The organism is Tolumonas lignilytica, from assembly GCF_000527035.1.
GTDB lineage: Bacteria > Pseudomonadota > Gammaproteobacteria > Enterobacterales > Aeromonadaceae > Tolumonas > Tolumonas lignilytica.
Genome location: NZ_AZUK01000001.1, coordinates 2,681,818 through 2,699,932, shown reverse-complemented (window position 1 = coordinate 2,699,932; position 18,115 = coordinate 2,681,818). Strand labels below are relative to the sequence as shown.

At 48.1% G+C, this 18,115-nt stretch carries 17 protein-coding genes; 12 read left to right on the top strand and 5 right to left on the bottom strand.

Annotated elements, in window-relative coordinates; genetic code table 11:
- Window positions 1-24: 24 nt before the first annotated feature.
- Window positions 25-1,119, bottom strand: coding sequence for a YcjF family protein (locus H027_RS17830; RefSeq protein WP_024872801.1), 1,095 nt, complete (start codon window positions 1,117-1,119; stop codon window positions 25-27).
- The gene (locus H027_RS0112525; RefSeq protein ID WP_024872800.1) at window positions 1,116-2,528 is read right to left on the bottom strand and encodes a YcjX family GTP-binding protein; all 1,413 of its coding nucleotides are present in this window, start codon (window positions 2,526-2,528) and stop codon (window positions 1,116-1,118) included. Before H027_RS0112525 ends, H027_RS17830 begins: the two co-directional genes overlap by 4 nt.
- 160 nt (window positions 2,529-2,688) lie before the next feature.
- Between H027_RS0112525 and sapA the strand changes: the two genes are divergently transcribed.
- From sapA to H027_RS0112500, 5 genes are read left to right on the top strand one after another with little or no spacing between them, the layout of a single operon-like run.
- Window positions 2,689-4,305 (top strand): ABC transporter substrate-binding protein SapA, encoded by a 1,617-nt coding sequence (sapA, locus tag H027_RS0112520; protein WP_024872799.1) that lies wholly within the window; start codon window positions 2,689-2,691, stop codon window positions 4,303-4,305.
- Window positions 4,306-4,308: 3 nt separating this feature from the next.
- A complete protein-coding gene (locus tag H027_RS0112515; RefSeq protein ID WP_024872798.1) occupies window positions 4,309-5,259 on the top strand; it encodes an ABC transporter permease in 951 nt (316 codons plus the stop codon).
- Entirely contained in the window at window positions 5,243-6,136 is an 894-nt protein-coding gene (locus H027_RS0112510; RefSeq protein ID WP_024872797.1) for an ABC transporter permease subunit, read from the top strand. The genes H027_RS0112515 and H027_RS0112510 overlap by 17 nt, the downstream gene beginning before the upstream one ends.
- A complete protein-coding gene (locus H027_RS0112505) occupies window positions 6,136-7,134 on the top strand; it encodes a peptide ABC transporter ATP-binding protein (protein ID WP_024872796.1) in 999 nt (332 codons plus the stop codon). Before H027_RS0112510 ends, H027_RS0112505 begins: the two co-directional genes overlap by 1 nt.
- Complete coding sequence (locus H027_RS0112500) at window positions 7,131-7,916, top strand: peptide ABC transporter ATP-binding protein (RefSeq protein WP_024872795.1); 786 nt, start codon at window positions 7,131-7,133, stop codon at window positions 7,914-7,916. The genes H027_RS0112505 and H027_RS0112500 overlap by 4 nt, the downstream gene beginning before the upstream one ends.
- Before the next feature lie 79 nt (window positions 7,917-7,995).
- On the opposite strand, the gene pgm is transcribed toward H027_RS0112500, so the two are convergent.
- Both pgm and seqA read right to left on the bottom strand, forming a co-directional pair.
- Complete coding sequence (gene pgm / locus H027_RS0112495) at window positions 7,996-9,645, bottom strand: phosphoglucomutase (alpha-D-glucose-1,6-bisphosphate-dependent) (RefSeq protein WP_024872794.1); 1,650 nt, start codon at window positions 9,643-9,645, stop codon at window positions 7,996-7,998.
- 18 nt (window positions 9,646-9,663) lie between these two features.
- Complete coding sequence (gene seqA, locus H027_RS0112490) at window positions 9,664-10,182, bottom strand: replication initiation negative regulator SeqA (protein ID WP_024872793.1); 519 nt, start codon at window positions 10,180-10,182, stop codon at window positions 9,664-9,666.
- A 333-nt stretch (window positions 10,183-10,515) separates the two neighbouring features.
- On the opposite strand from seqA, the gene H027_RS0112485 reads away from it, so the two are divergent.
- From H027_RS0112485 to fur, 4 genes are all read left to right on the top strand, one after another.
- The gene (locus H027_RS0112485; RefSeq protein ID WP_038149817.1) at window positions 10,516-11,271 is read left to right on the top strand and encodes an alpha/beta fold hydrolase; all 756 of its coding nucleotides are present in this window, start codon (window positions 10,516-10,518) and stop codon (window positions 11,269-11,271) included.
- 105 nt (window positions 11,272-11,376) lie between these two features.
- Entirely contained in the window at window positions 11,377-11,670 is a 294-nt protein-coding gene (gene ybfE, locus H027_RS0112480) for a LexA regulated protein (protein ID WP_024872791.1), read from the top strand.
- Between the two features lie 45 nt (window positions 11,671-11,715).
- The gene (gene fldA / locus H027_RS0112475; protein WP_024872790.1) at window positions 11,716-12,240 is read left to right on the top strand and encodes a flavodoxin FldA; all 525 of its coding nucleotides are present in this window, start codon (window positions 11,716-11,718) and stop codon (window positions 12,238-12,240) included.
- A gap of 160 nt (window positions 12,241-12,400) precedes the next feature.
- Window positions 12,401-12,835 carry a ferric iron uptake transcriptional regulator gene (gene fur, locus H027_RS0112470; protein ID WP_024872789.1) on the top strand — a complete coding sequence of 145 codons (435 nt, stop codon included), beginning with the start codon at window positions 12,401-12,403 and terminating at the stop codon, window positions 12,833-12,835.
- A 53-nt stretch (window positions 12,836-12,888) separates the two neighbouring features.
- Here fur and slyD read toward each other — a convergent pair whose 3' ends face one another.
- Window positions 12,889-13,572: a peptidylprolyl isomerase gene (gene slyD / locus H027_RS0112465; protein WP_024872788.1), complete on the bottom strand. Its 684-nt coding sequence runs from the start codon at window positions 13,570-13,572 to the stop codon at window positions 12,889-12,891.
- A gap of 148 nt (window positions 13,573-13,720) precedes the next feature.
- Here slyD and H027_RS0112460 point away from each other — a divergent pair, with 148 nt between their 5' ends.
- From H027_RS0112460 to H027_RS0112450, 3 genes are all read left to right on the top strand, one after another.
- Complete coding sequence (locus H027_RS0112460) at window positions 13,721-15,658, top strand: ABC transporter ATP-binding protein (protein WP_024872787.1); 1,938 nt, start codon at window positions 13,721-13,723, stop codon at window positions 15,656-15,658.
- A gap of 2 nt (window positions 15,659-15,660) precedes the next feature.
- Window positions 15,661-16,509 carry a 23S rRNA (adenine(2030)-N(6))-methyltransferase RlmJ gene (locus H027_RS0112455; RefSeq protein WP_024872786.1) on the top strand — a complete coding sequence of 283 codons (849 nt, stop codon included), beginning with the start codon at window positions 15,661-15,663 and terminating at the stop codon, window positions 16,507-16,509.
- A 400-nt stretch (window positions 16,510-16,909) separates the two neighbouring features.
- Entirely contained in the window at window positions 16,910-18,070 is a 1,161-nt protein-coding gene (locus tag H027_RS0112450) for a type III PLP-dependent enzyme (RefSeq protein ID WP_024872785.1), read from the top strand.
- Window positions 18,071-18,115 lie beyond the last annotated feature (45 nt).

Sequence of the window (18,115 nt, the reverse complement as noted above, 5' to 3'; positions counted from 1 at the left end):
TCAGAATAACCGGCACATGCCGGTTTATTCTTTTTGCGGCGCACTTTTTTGCGGATCGCCCGGTACTTTGCTTGTAAAGAATTGACTGACGGTTGAACTCAGCCGTTTTAATAGCGCTCTTCGGATTTGCGAGAGTTTAGGTTTTTCACCCGGCAACAACTGTATTGGCCGACATAACTGAATAGCGTTGATCCCTAACCGGGCAGACATCAACCCACTTCCCAACCCCTGAGCCAGTTTCGCTGATAATTTTGACGTCAGTTCACTGCTGAACCAATCAGTACCTAATTCCGTGACCAGTTCCGTCGCACCGGCAAACACCATATTTTGTACAATTTGGCGGATCAGGCGCAGCCGTCCCCAATACCCTAACCGGATCTGATAGATGTCAGCGATGTCCTGCAGCATTTTCAGGTTCCGCCATAACACCAGCAACATATCCGCCAATGCCAAAGGGCTCGCTGCGACTAACAATGCGGTCTGACTACTGGATTTCAGAACTAATTGCAGCGCTTTTTCATCTAACGGATGCAACACAAATTGACTGAATAATGTCAAAACCTCACTATCATCATGATGCGGTTCAATGTGCTCCAACCAGGTCTGATATCCCGGCAAGTTCTGCAATTTATTCTCACTCGCCAAATGGCGGCAAAACGCGAGTGCATTGCCATGCTGGTTAACACTGCGCAGGCACTCCGCTTCGTCACGAAGCCGGGTATTCCGCCGCAAATGCCGTAGCGCCCGCAACTGGCGTACCCCCATCCCCAGCACACCGATCAATAACGAACCGCAAGCAACTGACCAGGCACCGCCCAGCCAGGGGCTGACTAAATATTGATGGTATAAAAAATTACCGGCTTCAAGAAAAGATAATGCCAATACCGTCAGCCCGCCCCAACGAAACCAGCCAGAAAAAGCCAGTTCATCACGAAGTGGCGCGACATCAACATCATCACTTATCTCAAGATCAGGCAGGCTTGTTGCGTCATGCAATTGAAGTGGGGATATTTCGATCGGCTCATGTTCTTGGGTGACGGTATTTCGATTGAGTAACTCCAATGGGATCTCAATGGCATTTAAATGCGGCGGGGCTGTTTCTGATGAGGGCTTTTTCATTGCATTTTATCTCCCAGCAAATACTCCAATACTTGATCTAATCGAATATGCGGTCTTGGCTGAGTCAGAGTCCAAGATGGTGGCCGTAAGTCGGTTAATCGCAATGCTGGGTTTTGCCAAAAATCGGCGGCAGGGATCTGTGGCGGGATCGTACCGGGAAATAGCGCCAATTCATGCCCCTGTAAATCCACCCCATGTAATATCGTCAACGGCTGCCCCTGATAATCAACACGATGATATTCACTCGCTCGGATAGCCGCCATCGCCATACATTCCAGCGAGATACCCTCAAAGCGGGCACGAGCCAACCCGGAATGCACTAACTCACGCAGCAAACTCAGCAAAGCCGGGTGTTGTTCTGGCGTCACATGATCTGCCTTACTGGCGACAAACAAGAGTTTGTCGATTCTTGGAGAAAACAGCCGTTGCCACCAATGGCTATTCCCATATTGAAAACTTTTTAATATCTGACCAAGCGTATTTTGCAGATCCGCTAACGACTCATGGCTCGTTTTTAACGGTTGCAGACAATCCACCAGCACGATCTGCCGATCAAAACCGGAAAAATGCTGCTGATAAAATCGTTTAATCACATGTTCCTTATACGCCTCGTAACGGGCCTGCATTAAGCCGTAAATCGAATCCTTGGTCGCGGGCTCTTCAGGTAATGCCCACACCCAAGGCACAAACTGCAATAAGGGAGCACCGGCATATTCACCGGGCAGAACAAAACGGCCAGGTTGAATGCTTTGCAATCCAAGCTGAGAGCGACAGTCATGTAGGTAGTTGGTATAGAGTGCGGCGACATGGCTTATTTCATCAACCATGTTAGAAAAAGGCTGCGCAGCAGACCAATGACTTCCCGCTTGCAACCAGGGTTCCGCCAGATGGCGTCGGGACGGTGACTGTAATTGCCCCCGAATTTGCGCACTCCATTGTGCGTAACTCAGCTCAAGTAACGGCAGATCCAGCAACCATTCCCCCGGATAATCCACTATATCCAGATAGAGTTTGCAAATGTCCTGCCCTATTTTCTGACGTAAAAGATGCTGGCTACGAAAACGTAATTCCAGCCTGATTTCACTCAATGTCTGCGTAGGCTCCGGCCATTGCGGCGGATCAGCAGCCAGCGCTGACAAAGCATGGGTATAACCAAATGTAGGTATGTGCTGATGCAGTTGTACGACTTGCTGAACACCCAGCAACCGTCCTTGTTGCAACACCTGCCAATGCGGTAACTTGGCATTGAATCCGGCTTGTTCCAACTGTTGGATCAATGCGGTAACGAATGCTGTTTTGCCACTTCGAGCCAATCCGGTAACGGCTAAACGCATGTGACGATCCCATGTACGTTGCCATAACGTATCGGCTTTGCGTTGTAAATTCCGCCATCGTTCCTGCTGTAACACGGTCACCTCCACCTGCCAGAAAAATCCGAGCGTCAAATCAAGTATGAGAATACACCGCATCTCAGACAAGCGATCAGAGATAACTCGCGTTATAATCAGCACTTAGATGTGGTCAACGCCAATAGTGGTGATGTCCCAGCCTATCAGTCACGGATATCGTATGAAACCTTTTTCATTATTGCACTGTTTGGGAGCCGTAGTATTACTACTACTCGCAGGCTGTAAACCAGTCGAATCAACCAAAACCAGCGGTGCAGTTTACTGTGTTGACAGTTTCAGTCAGCACTTGAATCCTCAAGTACAGGGTTCGACCCCTTTTGTGGCGTCACTCTCTCAACAGGTTTATAACCGTCTGATTGAGGTCAACCCTGACACGCAACGTCTGGATGGGGCACTGGCTGAAAATTGGAGCATTAGCCGTAATGGTCTGGTTTATACCTTTAATTTGCGCCGGAATGTTCATTTCCACCACACACCCTGGTTTACGCCACATCGTACCTTTAATGCTGACGACGTCATTTTCAGCTTTCAGCGGATCATAGACCCGGCTCATCCATTCCATGCCGTATCTGGAACGCACTATCCCTTCTTTGATAACCGGCAATTTGCTGATGTGCTGCAGGATGTAAAAAAAGTCACGGATTATCAGGTGCAATTTATCTTGCGCCACCCTGATGCCTCATTCATGGCGACGCTGGCCAGTGATTATTCCGTCATTTTATCAGCCGAATACGGTGACTATCTGCAACGCCAGCATGGCAATCTGCAGGATATGGATGATCTGCCTGTCGGCACCGGCCCCTATCAAATGTTGGAATTGCGCCCCAATCAGTATTTGCGGCTGACACGCAACCCGACCTATTGGGATAAAACACCGATCTTGGAGCAATTGGTCTTTGACTACACACCTCGGGCATCAAAGCGGCTCGCCAAGTTATTCACGGGGGAATGTCAGGTGATAGCCACCCCCGCCGCCAGTCAGTTACCGTTTATTCGCAATAATCCGCGCACTGCGCTAGATATTCAGAGCAACATGAACACCACCTATCTGGCGTTGAATACCCAGAAAAAACCGCTTACCGATGTGCGCGTCCGTCGTGCAATTGCCATGGCGGTAAATAGGGATAACCTGCAACAGGCCGTGTTCTATGACACAGGCGAAACCGCATCAAGCCTATTGCCGCCTGCGTCTTGGGCGCATGACCCCAATCTTGACGAATACTATTTTGATCCGGAACAGGCAAAACAATTACTCAAAGAAGCAGGTTATCCAGACGGCTTTGATCTCACCTTGTGGGTTCAGCCCATTGCGCGAACATACAATCCGGATGCCTCCAAAACAGCGCAATTAATTCAAGGAGACTTGGCACGTATTGGTATTAATGTCGAGATCCTCGAAACTCGCTGGTCACTGATGCGCACCCGGTTACAAGAGGGAAAACATGATCTGGCATTGCTTGCCTGGGCAGCCGATAACACCGACCCTGACAATTTCCTGAGACCACTCTTAAGCTGTGAGTCGTTGAAAAATGGGGGCAATAACTATTCGAACTGGTGCAATGACACTTTTGATGCACATTTGAATCAGGCACTCGCCACACAACGCCTGTCACAGCGTATTTATGAATATCAACAGAACCAAGAGATGATCTACCAAAACGTTCCTGTCATTCCCCTTGCTCATGCCCTGATGGTGACGGCCTACTGGCGTAATATGCAAGATATAATTATTCCATCAACAGGTGGTGTTTCCTTTAAGAAGGCTTATCGGGAGTAAATCATGCTTATTTACACATTGCGCCGTTTAAGCTTGTTATTTTTCACGTTATTAATTTTGAGCTTGTTGGCCTACGGCATCGATCGCAACATTAACAGTGTTCAGAGCAGTGGTTATTTTGAATATGTACATCACTTTCTGACTGGCCAGTGGGGATTCTCCAACGTCACGGGCGAACCTGTGTTAAATAGTGTGCTGTCTTATTTACCAGCAACACTGGGCCTTGCACTTGCGGGGATCATTCTGGCAACGATTGTCGGGGTCACGCTGGGGGCGGTTTCAGCTATTTATCGTGACCGCATCCCTGATATTCTGATTTCAAACCTGAGCCTGCTGGGTTTTTCCATCCCCATTTATTGGTTAGCAACCCTGCTCACCATGACACTGGCCATGCAATTAGGGTGGTTCCCGTCATCCGGGCAATTAAGCCTGCTCTATCAAATCAAACCGATCACAGGCTTTAGCTTGCTGGACTGCTGGCTATCCGATAATCCGGATCATATGGATGCATTTTTCAATGCGTTACAACATTTGATCTTACCTGCCAGTGTACTGGCGTTAGCCACTACCACTGAAGTGATCCGATTAGTGCGTAAATCTCTCAGTGAAGTCATTGGACAAGGTTATATCAAAGCCGCTCTCAGTCGCGGACATTCCACCTGGAGTGTGATTCTGACGCACGGTCTGCGCAATGCCCTTCCCCCCATTCTCCCGATGCTAAGCATGCAATTTGGCACCATTGTGACGTCCGCCATTATTACAGAGCAAATGTTTGAATGGCCCGGCTTGGGCCGCTGGTTAATCAGCAGTATTTTAGCGCGCGATTTCGCGGCCGTTCAGGCTTGTATGTTGGTAATTGCGATCACGCTGATCATCATCAACATTTGTTCAGAACTGCTGACAGTTTTGTTTTACCCTGCCAAGAGGAAAGCTCTGTATGCCCAGCAAGGTTAGAATTTATCCCGAGATCCGCATACCCTCTCCACTAGCGCAGACATGGCAGACATTCCGCAATGACCCGCGCGCAATGACGGGGTTGTGGTTGTTTGCATTTTTTATCGGAATGGCTCTGCTCGGCCCGTCACTGGCCAGTTATGATCCCTTTAATCAAAATGCAAACGCCCTGCTCTTACCACCCTCATGGGAAACTAACGGGTCGCTGCACTATTTCCTCGGTACCGACGACTTAGGGCGTGATACCCTTTCTCGTCTGCTTTATGGCGCACAACTCACGTTCGGCAGTGCTTTAACCGCATGTTTACTGGCCATGGTCTTCGGCTCTTGTATCGGCATCGTTGCCGCCATGCAGCACGGTCTCAGTTCCAGCATTTTATATCATATGCTGGATATTCTGCTGTCCATCCCTTCGCTGTTACTGGCCATCGTTCTCGTTTCAATCATGGGTGCCAGTCTGGATAACGCGTTACTCGCCATTAGTCTTGCGCAGATCCCCCAATTTATCCGGGCCTCCTTTAACGCGGTGCGAGAAGAATACAACAAAGAATATATTATTGCCGTACGTCTCGACGGTTCGACCCCGTTTCGAATTTTACGCCTCGCCATTTTGCCAAACATTCTGGATGTCTTGGTGACACAGACCACTCGCGGTCTTTCAGCCGCCATTCTGGATATCAGCGCAGTTTGTTTTCTTGGCCTCGGTGCGCAATCGCCTTTATCCGAATGGGGTACCATGATCGCCGACAGTCTGGATCTGGCCTATATTTCCCCCTGGAATGTGGCATTACCTGGGCTCGCCATCATGTTGAGTGTAGTCGCCACCAATCTAATGGGTGAAGGCCTGCGCAAAGCATTGCAACAAGGACAAGAATAATGCCATTACTGGATATCCGAAATCTGACCATTGAAATTGATACCTCGCAAGGGCGCGTCAAAGTGGTCGACAAAATCAGCCTGACCATGAACGAAGGTGAAGTTCGTGGTTTAGTGGGCGAATCAGGTTCAGGTAAAAGTCTGGTTGCCAAGGCACTGGTTGGTATCACGAAAGATAATTGGCATGTCACCGCTGACCGACTGCGCATTTGCGATGTTAATTTACTGGAAATGAGCGCATTTCAACGACGTAAGTTCTTGTCGCAAAATATTGCCATGATTTTTCAAGAGCCGGTTTCTTGTCTTGACCCGTCAATTCCTGTCGGTGAACAGTTGATGGAAGTGATCCCCAACCGGGTTTTTGAGGGAAAATGGTGGCAACGCCCTTTCTGGCGGAAAAAATATGCCAAGGCATTGCTGCATCGTGTCGGTGTTAAAGATCATGACCGGGTTATGCACGCCTACCCACTCGAACTTTCAGATGGTATTTGTCAGAAAGTCATGATTGCCATGGCCATAGCAGTAAAACCACGGCTCTTGATTGCAGATGAACCAATCAGTGCCATGGAGGCAACCACCCAGGCGCAGATCCTGCGGTTGCTCGATAAGATGAACGTGGTTAACAACACCACGATTCTGTTGATCAGTAATGACCTTACCGCCATCGCAAACTTAGCCGACACCGTGAGTGTGATGTATTGCGGACAAATGGTAGAGACAGGAACACGGGAATCCATTCTGAAAAATCCGCATCACCCTTATACCGATGCACTCTTGAATGCGTTGCCCGATTTTTCGCAAGACCTGCCCCATAAATCCTTGCTCACGACATTGCCCGGTTCCATACCACCGTTACAACATCTGCCTATAGGTTGTCGTCTTGGCCCTCGTTGCCCGTATGCGCAAAAAATGTGTGTGCGTATGCCTGATGTTACCCAGTTGAAAGGGCATCAATTTTACTGTCATTTTCCACTGAATATGGAGGAATCCAGCCGATGAACTCCGTTCCATTATTAAAAGTCAGTGGCATTAACAAAACCTTTTTCAACCGTGTCGGTCTGTTTCGTAGAAAACAGGTTCAGGTGCTGAAAGACATCTCGTTTACACTCGAACCGGGCCAAACACTGGCACTCGTTGGTGAGACTGGATCAGGGAAAAGTACATTAGCTAAAATACTGGCTGGCGTAGTTCCCCCGACGTCCGGTGAAATAGAAGTCAATGGTGAAGTGATTGCTTTTGGCGATACCCAAAAACGCTGCAAGCTGATCCGCATGATTTTTCAAGATCCAAACTCATCCCTGAACCCGCAACTGCGTGTAGGACGAATTCTGGAAGCACCTTTGCGTTTGAATACCGAGTTAAGTGAAGAAGAACGCGCCAACACCGTCATTGAAACACTACGCATGGTGGGGTTGTTACCTGAACATGCCCTGTTCTATCCACAAATGATTTCACTGGGGCAGAAACAACGCGTCGCCTTTGCCCGAGCGTTGATCCTGGATCCCAAAATCATCGTCGCGGATGAAGCCTTCTCCATGCTGGATGTATCGATGCGTTCGCAAGTCGTCAACCTCATGCTGAACCTGCAGGAACGTCTTGGTTTGTCTTATGTTGTCGTGGCAAATGATTTAGGGCTCGTCCGCCATATCAGCGACAAAGTGCTGATCATGCATCAAGGCGAAGTGGTAGAAAGTGGCACGACCCATGACGTGTTTTCAAACCCGCAGCATGAGGTGACCAAACGCTTGATTCAAAATCATGGCCATGAATATCGACGCTAAATTTGGCAACGAGCAGAAAGTAAAAAGCCCTGAAAATTCAGGGCTTTTCTTTATCCACAATAATGGCAATCTAACGTAATTACACGCCAGCTTTAGCCAATGCAGCGGATACGATCTGCTGCGCTTCCTTCTGGATCGCATCCAGATGGGCTTCGCCTTTGAAGCTTTCCATGTAAATTTTGTAGATAGACTCGGTACCACTCGGACGTGCCGCGAACCAGCCATTTTCAGTCACCACTTTCAGGCCACCGATGGCTGCATTGTTGCCCGGCGCTTTGGTCAGTTTAGCCAGAATTGGCTCACCTGCCAGCATGGTTGCTTCTACAAGGTCAGGGCTCAGTTTGGACAGCACTGATTTTTGCGCAGTATTTGCCGGAGCATCAATACGACGATAAACCGGTGCACCAAACTCTTCTGTCAATGCGTTATACAGCTGTTGAGGATCTTTGCCGGTGACTGCAATGATTTCTGCCGCCAACAGCGCCAGAATGAAACCATCTTTATCGGTTGTCCAGACTGAACCGTCTTTACGTAGGAAGGAAGCACCCGCACTCTCTTCGCCACCAAAACCGAAACTGCCGTCAAACAGACCATCCACAAACCATTTGAAACCAACAGGCACTTCTTTCAGGTCACGACCAATCTTGCCCGCAACACGATCAATGATCGAAGAAGACACCAGTGTTTTACCCACAGCCGCTTGGGCTGGCCAGTGTGGACGGTGTGTAAACAGATACTGAATGGCCACCGCCAGATAATGGTTTGGATTCATCAGCCCAGATTTGGTGACAATGCCATGGCGGTCATAATCAGGATCGTTACCTAAGGCAATATCAAACTTATCTTTCAGGCTGATCAGGCTCGCCATCGCCCATGGGCTGGAGCAATCCATACGCACTTTGCCATCTTTATCCAGCGTCATGAACGAGAAGGTCGGATCAACGCGGTAATTCACCACTTCGATGTTTAGACCATACGTTTTCGCGATCACATCCCAATACGCAACACCAGCACCGCCCAATGGGTCAACACCAATCTTGATACCGGACTTACGGATAGCTTCCATATCCAGCACATTGCCCAAATCATTTACATAAGGCGCAACGTAGTCGTACTCTTCTACAAACTCAGATGCGATAGCTGCCGCATATGGCATGACTTTAACGTCAACAGACCCGTTTTCCAGGATCTGGTTCGCACGATCTTCCACCCATTTGGTGATCTCGCCTTCCGCTGGGCCACCATGTGGTGGGTTGTATTTGAAGCCACCATCTTCCGGTGGATTGTGCGACGGTGTGATCACCACGCCATCCGCCTGATCAGCATGACCCGCACGGTTGTATGTCAGGATCGCATGTGAAACTACCGGTGTCGGGGTATAACCTAACCCTTGTTGAATGCGTACTTTGACACCGTTGGCAGCTAATACCTGGACCGCACTGGCTAATGCCGCTTCAGACAACGCGTGCGTATCCATACCAATGAACAATGGGCCGGTAATGTTTTTGCTTTGACGATATTCAGCCAATGCCTGACTGACTGCCTGGATATGAGATTCAGTAAACGCGCTGTGCAGTGAACTGCCGCGGTGGCCGGAAGTACCAAAAGCCACACGTTGTTCCGGCAGTGACATATCCGGTTTATTCAGATAGTAGGCAGCCACCAGACGAGGAATGTTAGTTAAATCTTCAACGCGGGCGGGTTTGCCTGCATGGGGATGTTGTGCCATATACGACTTCCTGTTCTTTTATACCTTGTTACAAACCTCTGCGATAGTTTCTGCAGAGTAGCCCATGGCCTGCATTAACTGCTCAATAATCAAGCGCTTACGGCCAGTATTCGTGTTAGTAATCACCCAGTATGGGGTTTCCGGGACAGGTTTAGGCTTGGTTGTGGTGCCGTTATCCAGCAAGGCCTGAGGGTCTTCAGCAAAATAGATCCGCTTTCGGCCTTTAATGTCAGCCGCACGTCTGAAAGCATCGGGTTGAGAACGATACAATGCAGAAAGAATCAACATAAAACGTGCAATCGCACTCTCTTCCTTTGCCAGTTGTACATCGTTAAGCAAGGTAAACAGAACATCAGTTGAAACTTCACCAATATGTTCTGGCGTTGCTTCATGAACAGATACCGCAGAAATTGTCGGATCCGCATCCGAGGGCAAAGCAAGCAGGCGTCTTAAAATATCAGAAGCACTCTCACCAATGTGCAAGGTACGGCTGGCAATGTAACGGTATATCTGATCATCAACCTCAATGGTTTTCATTCTTTTTGGTTCCGACAACTTTGAATATAGACAACAGCCGGATTATACATAAGCCACAGCGGCAAACCTAACCCTCTGTGTTTAGCACGCAGAGTGATTACAGTGGCATAAAACCAGAAGCAATACATCCGATAACATTCTCACACGTGACTGATCCCTCATTTTGTTCGCTAATTTTGCCAATTAGGTGTTTCCGCAAAACAACAAAACAAATCTATCTTTGGGATCCATTCGTTAGGCGGGTTCACGGCACTGACTGTAATTTGTTAATATAAAGTTACTAAATCATGCAAGGATATTTCTGTGAAACTGAATTACCAGATAACCCCCGTTATGGCAGCCGAAACTACCCCTATCGTGTTGTTACATGGTTTATTTGGAAAACAAGACAATCTGGGCTTACTGAAGCAACAGCTGATGTCACACTATTCGGTGATCACGGTCGATATCAGAAATCACGGATTATCTGAATGGCATGCTGATATGGACTATCACGCCATGAGTCAGGATATTCTGGCGTTACTGCAAACTCTGGGGTTACCGAAGGCTCATCTGATTGGGCATTCAATGGGCGGCAAAGTGGCGATGGCAATGGCACTCACTGAACCGAACCGTGTCGCCTCGCTCGTCGTAGCAGATATAGCTCCCGTCAATTATCAAGAGCATCGTCATTTATCCGTCTTTGCGGCATTGACTGCCGTGGCAGAAACATCAACCGTCACTTCCCGTAAAGCGGCAGATGAGCTGATGAGCCAACATGTGTCTGATCCTGCCGTGCGTCAATTTCTATTAAAATCGTTCAGCAGTGAAAATCCCACACACTGGCAATTCAATCTCAATACCCTGAAAACCCATTATTCCGACATCATGGGTTGGCCATTTGCTGCAGAAAAACACTATGCCGGGGCCACCTTGTTTATTAAAGGTGGTGAGTCTGATTATCTGCAAGCAGCGCATCAAATGGCCATCAAAGCCCATTTTCCCAATGCCACAGCCCGAATCATGGCAGGGTGTGGCCATTGGTTACATGCAGAAAAACCACAGCTGTTTAATGGCATTGTGGAACGATTTCTATTACAGACAAACTGACCGTTCATTCACTATCGTGCGTTATGCTTTCTTGCACATTGTGGTATAGTGCGCCCCCTATTGAGAATGCTCGCACCTGAACCTTGTCTGGCAGTAGTTTTATATATGGCAAAACATCAATCGGATCGCACAACACTGGATCTGTTTGCTGATGAAAAGCGTCCAGGGCGCCCCAAAACCAATCCTCATCCCCGCGATTTGCAGTTGAAGATCAACAAACGGAATCAACTCAAACGGGATAAGGAAAAAGGGCTCCATCGGGTGGAACTGAAACTCGAAGCCGAGTTATTGGATGATCTCAATCAGTTGGCAGATGCACGCAGTATCAGTCGGTCGGAACTCATTCAAGAGTTAGTCCGGGAATACGTTAGCGCTCAACGCTCCGTCCAGCTAGAATAATAAACAGCGTTTTTGAATTCCGACGAAATAAGGATAACTCATCTTATGGCACTGATAGGTCTGTTCTTTGGCAGTGACACCGGCAACACAGAAGCCGTCGCTGGCATGATCCAGAAAGAATTGGGTAGCGATCTGGTTGATGTACTGGATGTGGCTCAATGTACTCGCACTGACTTTGAAAAGTACGATTTTCTGATCCTGGGAATTCCAACCTGGTATTACGGTGAATCGCAGGCAGACTGGGATGACTTTTTCCCTGAATTAGAAAAAATCGACTTCAGTAGCAAACTGGTTGCCATCTTTGGATGTGGTGACCAAGAGGATTATGCCGAATATTTCCTGGATGCGATGGGCACGTTACGTGATCTCGTTCAGGCAAAAGGCGCCACCATTGTGGGTTACTGGCCAACTGACAGCTATCAATTTGAAGCGTCAAAAGCCTTGGTTGACGATAAACACTTCGTTGGTTTGGGCATTGACGAAGATCGTCAACCAGAATTAACCGCTGAACGCGTGACCGCCTGGTGCCAACAATTGCGCGAAGAAATGTGTTTAGCGGAACTGGCTTAACTCCATTTCGTTTTAATAAAGCCTGTTATCACTGCAGGCTTTATTTTATGCGGGATCAAGAATCCCCTACGTAACACATTTCTTTTTATTACTTTTGCACCCTATAATGGATAAGCCCTACTCGCAGCAGTCTCAAACTGCCCCAAAGATATAGAGAGCTATGACAGACCATAATCAGCAATTAAAAGATGCAGGCCTAAAAATTACTTCGCCGCGCGTGAAAATTTTAGAATATCTGCGCCAGCCTGAATGTCAGCACATCAGTGCGGAAGACCTTTATAAACTGCTGCTGGACAATGGTGAAGAGATTGGCTTGGCCACTGTCTACCGCGTATTAAATCAGTTTGATGATGCCGGCATCGTGACTCGTCATCATTTTGAAGGGGGCAAGTCAGTTTTTGAATTAGCCCAGCAACATCATCATGACCATCTGGTTTGTCTGGATTGTGGCACTGTTGTTGAATTCTCTGATGACGTCATTGAACAGCGACAGAAAGAAATTGCGGTGCAACACGGTATGACGCTGACTAATCACAGTCTGTACCTATACGGACACTGCAATAACAAAGAAGAATGCATTAATCGCAAAAAATAGTCTGGATATTGATGATCCGGTATAAAAAATCCCGCACTAGGCGGGATTTTTTATTAGTGCTTACAGCCGCCGTGGCCGCCGCAGCATTCATGCGCTTCATCTTCATCAGCGGCATGAGCATGGCCTTTACCACCACAGCATTCATGAGCATCATCATGGTCATGACCATGACCACCACAGCAACCTTCGCCACCGTGTGAGTGTCCATGCCCACCGCAGCAACCTTCACCGCCATGTTCATGATGATGATGGTGGTGATGACCACAGCCTTCGTCATCGCCATGAACGTGGCCATGCGCGATCTCTTCCGCTGTCGCCGCACGAACACCGCGTACATTGACTTTGAAATGCAGATCCATACCCGCCAGTGGGTGGTTCGCATCGACTTTGACAAAATCTTCAGAAACTTCAACGATGGTTACCGGACGGTGACCGTCATCGGTATCCGCAACGAAAGTATCACCTTCCGCGACTTCCATGCCGTCAAACAATTCACCAGGTACTTCCTGCACCAGAGATTCTTCATATTCACCGTATGCATCCATAGCAGGAACGGTCAGCTCAAAGCTATCGCCTTCTTCACGATCATATAAGGCATTTTCCAGGCCGGGCACTAAAAAACCACTGCCATGCAGATAAACCAGCGGTTCACGCCCTTCGGTTGTATCCAACACCTCGCCCGCATCGTCTGATACGGTGTAATCCAGCGTTACTACGCTCAAATGAGTAATCTTCATCATGCATCCTGGTTAAATGACAACTAGTCGCACCAGCATACCGGAAAATTCCGGTGAAACACAATCACCCCCTGAGCATTCAACTGCTGCCGGAGAACGCTTTTCCCCGTATAATGCGCTTTTGTTTTTGCCGCAGAATATTCCCGTCATGATTATCGTTTCTCAAATCACGCTGCTACGAGGCAATAAGCCTCTATTAGAAGAAGCTACCGCCACCATTCATCCGGGTCAAAAAGTAGGGCTGGTTGGAAAAAACGGCTGCGGAAAATCGAGTTTTTTTGCTTTATTAAAAAATGAACTGGCCGTTGATGCCGGTTCAGTCTCTGTCCCTGCCCAATGGCAGGTGGCAACCGTGGCGCAGGAAACCCCAGCACTTGAATGTTCTGCCCTGGATTACGTTATTGATGGTGATAAAGAGTTTCGTCACCTTGAGCAACAGTTGCAGCAGGCAGAACAACAAGGCGATGGTATTCGCATTGCCGAATTGCACGGCCGTTTAGATGCAGCCGGTGCCTATACCGTTCGCGCCCGTGCCGGTGAACTGCTACATGGTTTAGGTTTCAGCAGTGAACAACACGCGCAACCCGTATCGGCGTTTTCCGGCGGCTGGCGGATGCGTCTCAATCTGGCTCAGGCATTGATTTGTCGTTCCGACCTGTTATTACTTGACGAACCCACCAACCATCTCGATCTAGATGCCGTGATCTGGCTGGAAAGCTGGTTACGCTCTTATCGCGGGACATTGATCCTGATCTCTCATGATCGCGATTTTCTGGATCGGGTGATTGGTCGCATCATTCATATCGAAAATGCAAAATTAAACGAATATACCGGCAGCTATTCGGATTTCGAGATCCAGCGAGCTTCGGCCTTAGCGCAACAGCAATCGATGTATGAGAAGCAACAACAAGCCTTAAGCAAGATGCAGGATTATGTTGATCGCTTCCGTTATAAAGCGACCAAAGCGCGTCAGGCACAAAGCCGTCTGAAAGCGATGGAGCGCATGGAATTGATCCTGCCGGCGCATGTTGATTCGCAATTTCAGTTCCAATTCCGTGAACCGGATGCACTCCCCACGCCTTTGATCAGTATGGAAAATTTAAGTGCTGGTTATGGCGACAAACTGATTCTGGAAAAGATAAAGCTCAATCTGGTACCAGGCTCCCGTATCGGTCTGTTAGGACGAAATGGTGCCGGTAAATCGACTTTCATTAAATTGCTGGCGGGTGAACTCATTCCCCTTTCTGGGACACTGGAACCAAGCAAAGGTGTTAAAATCGGTTACTTTGCTCAGCATCAGTTGGAATCCCTGCAACAGGGCGATTCGCCGTTACAACATCTTACTCGTCTGGCTGGTAACCGGCCTGAACAAGAGCTACGCAATTTTTTAGGTGGTTTTGGTTTCCACGGTGATAAAGCATTAGAACCGGTGGATACCTTCTCTGGCGGCGAGAAAGCACGTTTGGTGTTAGCTCTGCTGGTCTGGCAGAAACCGAATCTGCTATTACTCGATGAACCGACCAACCATTTAGATCTGGAAATGCGTGAAGCACTGACGCTGGCGCTACAAGGTTTTGAAGGGGCCATGGTGATCGTTTCGCACGACCGCCATTTACTGCGTACCACCACAGATGAATTTTATCTGGTGCATAATAAACGGCTGGAAGCATTTGATGGCGATCTCGACGACTATCATAAATGGCTTACTGAGCAAGATAAAAACACAGCGGAAAACAAAAGCGCGACAACCAGCTCAAGTGCTGCACCGCAAAGTGCAGCGGCACGAAAGGATCAAAAACGACGTGAAGCCGATTTTCGGCAACAAACCCGCCCTTTACGTCAAAAGCTGGAAAAACATGAACAGCTCATGGCGAAACTTCAGCAAAAACTGCATGAACTGGAACAAGCACTGGCTGATCCGGCCATCTATCAGGACGATGCCAAGGCTAAATTAACAGGGCTGTTATCACAACAAGGTCCGTTGAAAAACGAACTGGAACAGATTGAGCTGGAATGGATGGATATTTCCGAACAGCTAGAACAAATGGAACAACAATTTGCCACTGAACTGGCAACGCAGGATTAATCATGCTCAGTTATCGTCACGCATTCCATGCCGGCAACCACGCCGACATACTTAAACACGCCGTCCTTGCGTTATTGATCGATCAGTTAAAACAAAAGGACAAACCGTTCTGTTATCTTGATACTCATTCCGGTGGTGGTTGCTATGATCTCACCGGCGAATGGGCGAATAAAAAAGCAGAATATGAAGAAGGCATTGCCCGCCTTTGGCCGCAGCGAGAACAGTGGCCGGCTCTGAAAAGTTATCTGGATTGTGTTGCTGCGTTGAATCCAGACAACACTTTGCACTTTTATCCCGGTTCACCAGAAATTGCTCGTGCCCTGTTGCGCGAACAAGATCGTCTGATCCTGATGGAACTGCATAACAATGAAATTGACATCCTGCGTCAGCATATGCAACGAGATAACCGTGTTGCACTTCATCATCGTGATGGATTTGAAGGATTAGTGGCCCTGACTCCGCCTACCCCACGTCGGGGCCTGGCATTGATTGATCCGCCCTATGAACTGAAAGAAGATTATGAGCGTGTCGTCAAGACGTTAGCTAAAGCCTGGAAGCGCTGGGCCGTGGGGATCTACGCCGTCTGGTATCCGTTATTGGGGAAAGATGCAGACCGCAGTCAATGTATGCTCAGAGAATGTGAAAAATTGGGTATCCCCATGTTAACGGTTGAACTCAGTGTTCAGGCGCAATCGCCGACTTGGGGCATGCACGGTTCGGGCATGGCCATATTTAATCCGCCCTGGCAATTTGAACAACAACTGGAAAAATTATTGCCCGATCTTTGCTCCTTGCTGGCTTTATCCCCTCAGGCCAGTTGGAAAATAAAATCGCATAATTCAGAGTGTTAACTGAATAAAAATGTTGCCATTCAAGCCCCATCCCTTGAACGGCAACAGCATTTACCCCACCATTTTTTATCTTGATGAGTAAAAAGTTTCATACTTGCCAACATTTCATAAAATTCTTTATTTACCGCCAAATACCGACACATCTACAAGTTAAAATCCAAATAAAGGCTATGTTGTTAGATTTTCTTACCAAAAAACCACACATATCCCCGCCGTTAATGCTGATAAATAGCCTATAGTATGCATTGATGCGAAAATAGTGTGATATTTGCTATTGCACTGTCACATAAAAGCCCGATAATGCGCCGGAATTTTTTATAAAGCATCGCGTTCTGCTGGATCGGACAGAGCGTATCACTGGTGACAGGGCGGTGGCCCTTTTGTGAGGTGTAAACATACAATGAACAACGAAATCGTCCCTGCTGAACTGGATTACCGCGAACTGGTCGCAACCTATGGTTCCCCTTTGCTGGTTCTGGATCAGGCGGCTGTCCGCAAACAGTACCGCGCTTTAACTCAAGCCCTGCCAGATGTTCGTCTGCATTATGCATTGAAACCATTACCTCACTCGGCTGTTGTCGCAACGCTGAAAGCGGAAGGTTGTGGTTTTGACTTAGCAACAAACGGCGAAGTTGATGTGATGTTAGAAAATCAGATCAATCCGGACGATTGTATTCATACACACCCGATCAAGCGTGACGGTGATATCCGTTATGCGCTCGAATATGGCTGTAAAGTCTTTGTATTCGATAACCCGGTAGAACTGGATAAATTCATTCCTTATCAAGACAAAGCCGAGTTACTGCTTCGCGTCAGCTTCCCGAATCCAGAAACGAAAGTTGATCTGTCCAAGAAGTTCGGTTGTACCCCAGAGGCTGCCTTGCCATTACTGCGTAAAGCCAAGGCCATGAACCTGAACGTGATTGGTTTGTCATTCCATGTCGGTTCTCAAGTGCCTAATGCGCGTCGCCATGTTGAAGCGATCACCGCCTGCAACCAGATATTGCGCGATGCTGCAGCAGAAGGCATTGAGCTTCAAGTGCTGGATATTGGTGGTGGCTTTCCTGTCAACTACGGCGCTGATGGCTCAGATTTCGATATTTATGAATTCTGCGCCCCAATCCGTGAAGCATTGAACAATACGCCTGCTGGTATTCGTAAACTGGCTGAGCCAGGCCGTTTCATTTCAGCGCCTTGCATGACATCCGTCGCCAGCGTCATGGGTAAAGCCGAGCGTTTCGGTCGTACCTGGTACTATCTGGATGATGGTTTATATGGCAGCTACAGTGGTCAACTGTTTGACCATATCAACTATCCAAAGTCAGCCCCTTATGCAGTTGGCGAGGCTAAACCTGCTGTTCTGGCCGGTCCAACCTGTGACAGCATTGATGTAATTGCCGATGATATCGACTTGCCAGAGCTGAATGTCGGGGATGTGATTGTCGGAAAAATGATGGGAGCTTACACTTGGGCTTCTGCAACCGAATTCAACTTCTTCCGTAAAGCCAGTATTCTGGTCGTTGATACGAAAGAAGTATCCGAAATGAAAGCGGTTGCTTAATTACTTGCTCATTAAATGAAAGGGCCGTCATATGACGGCCCTTCT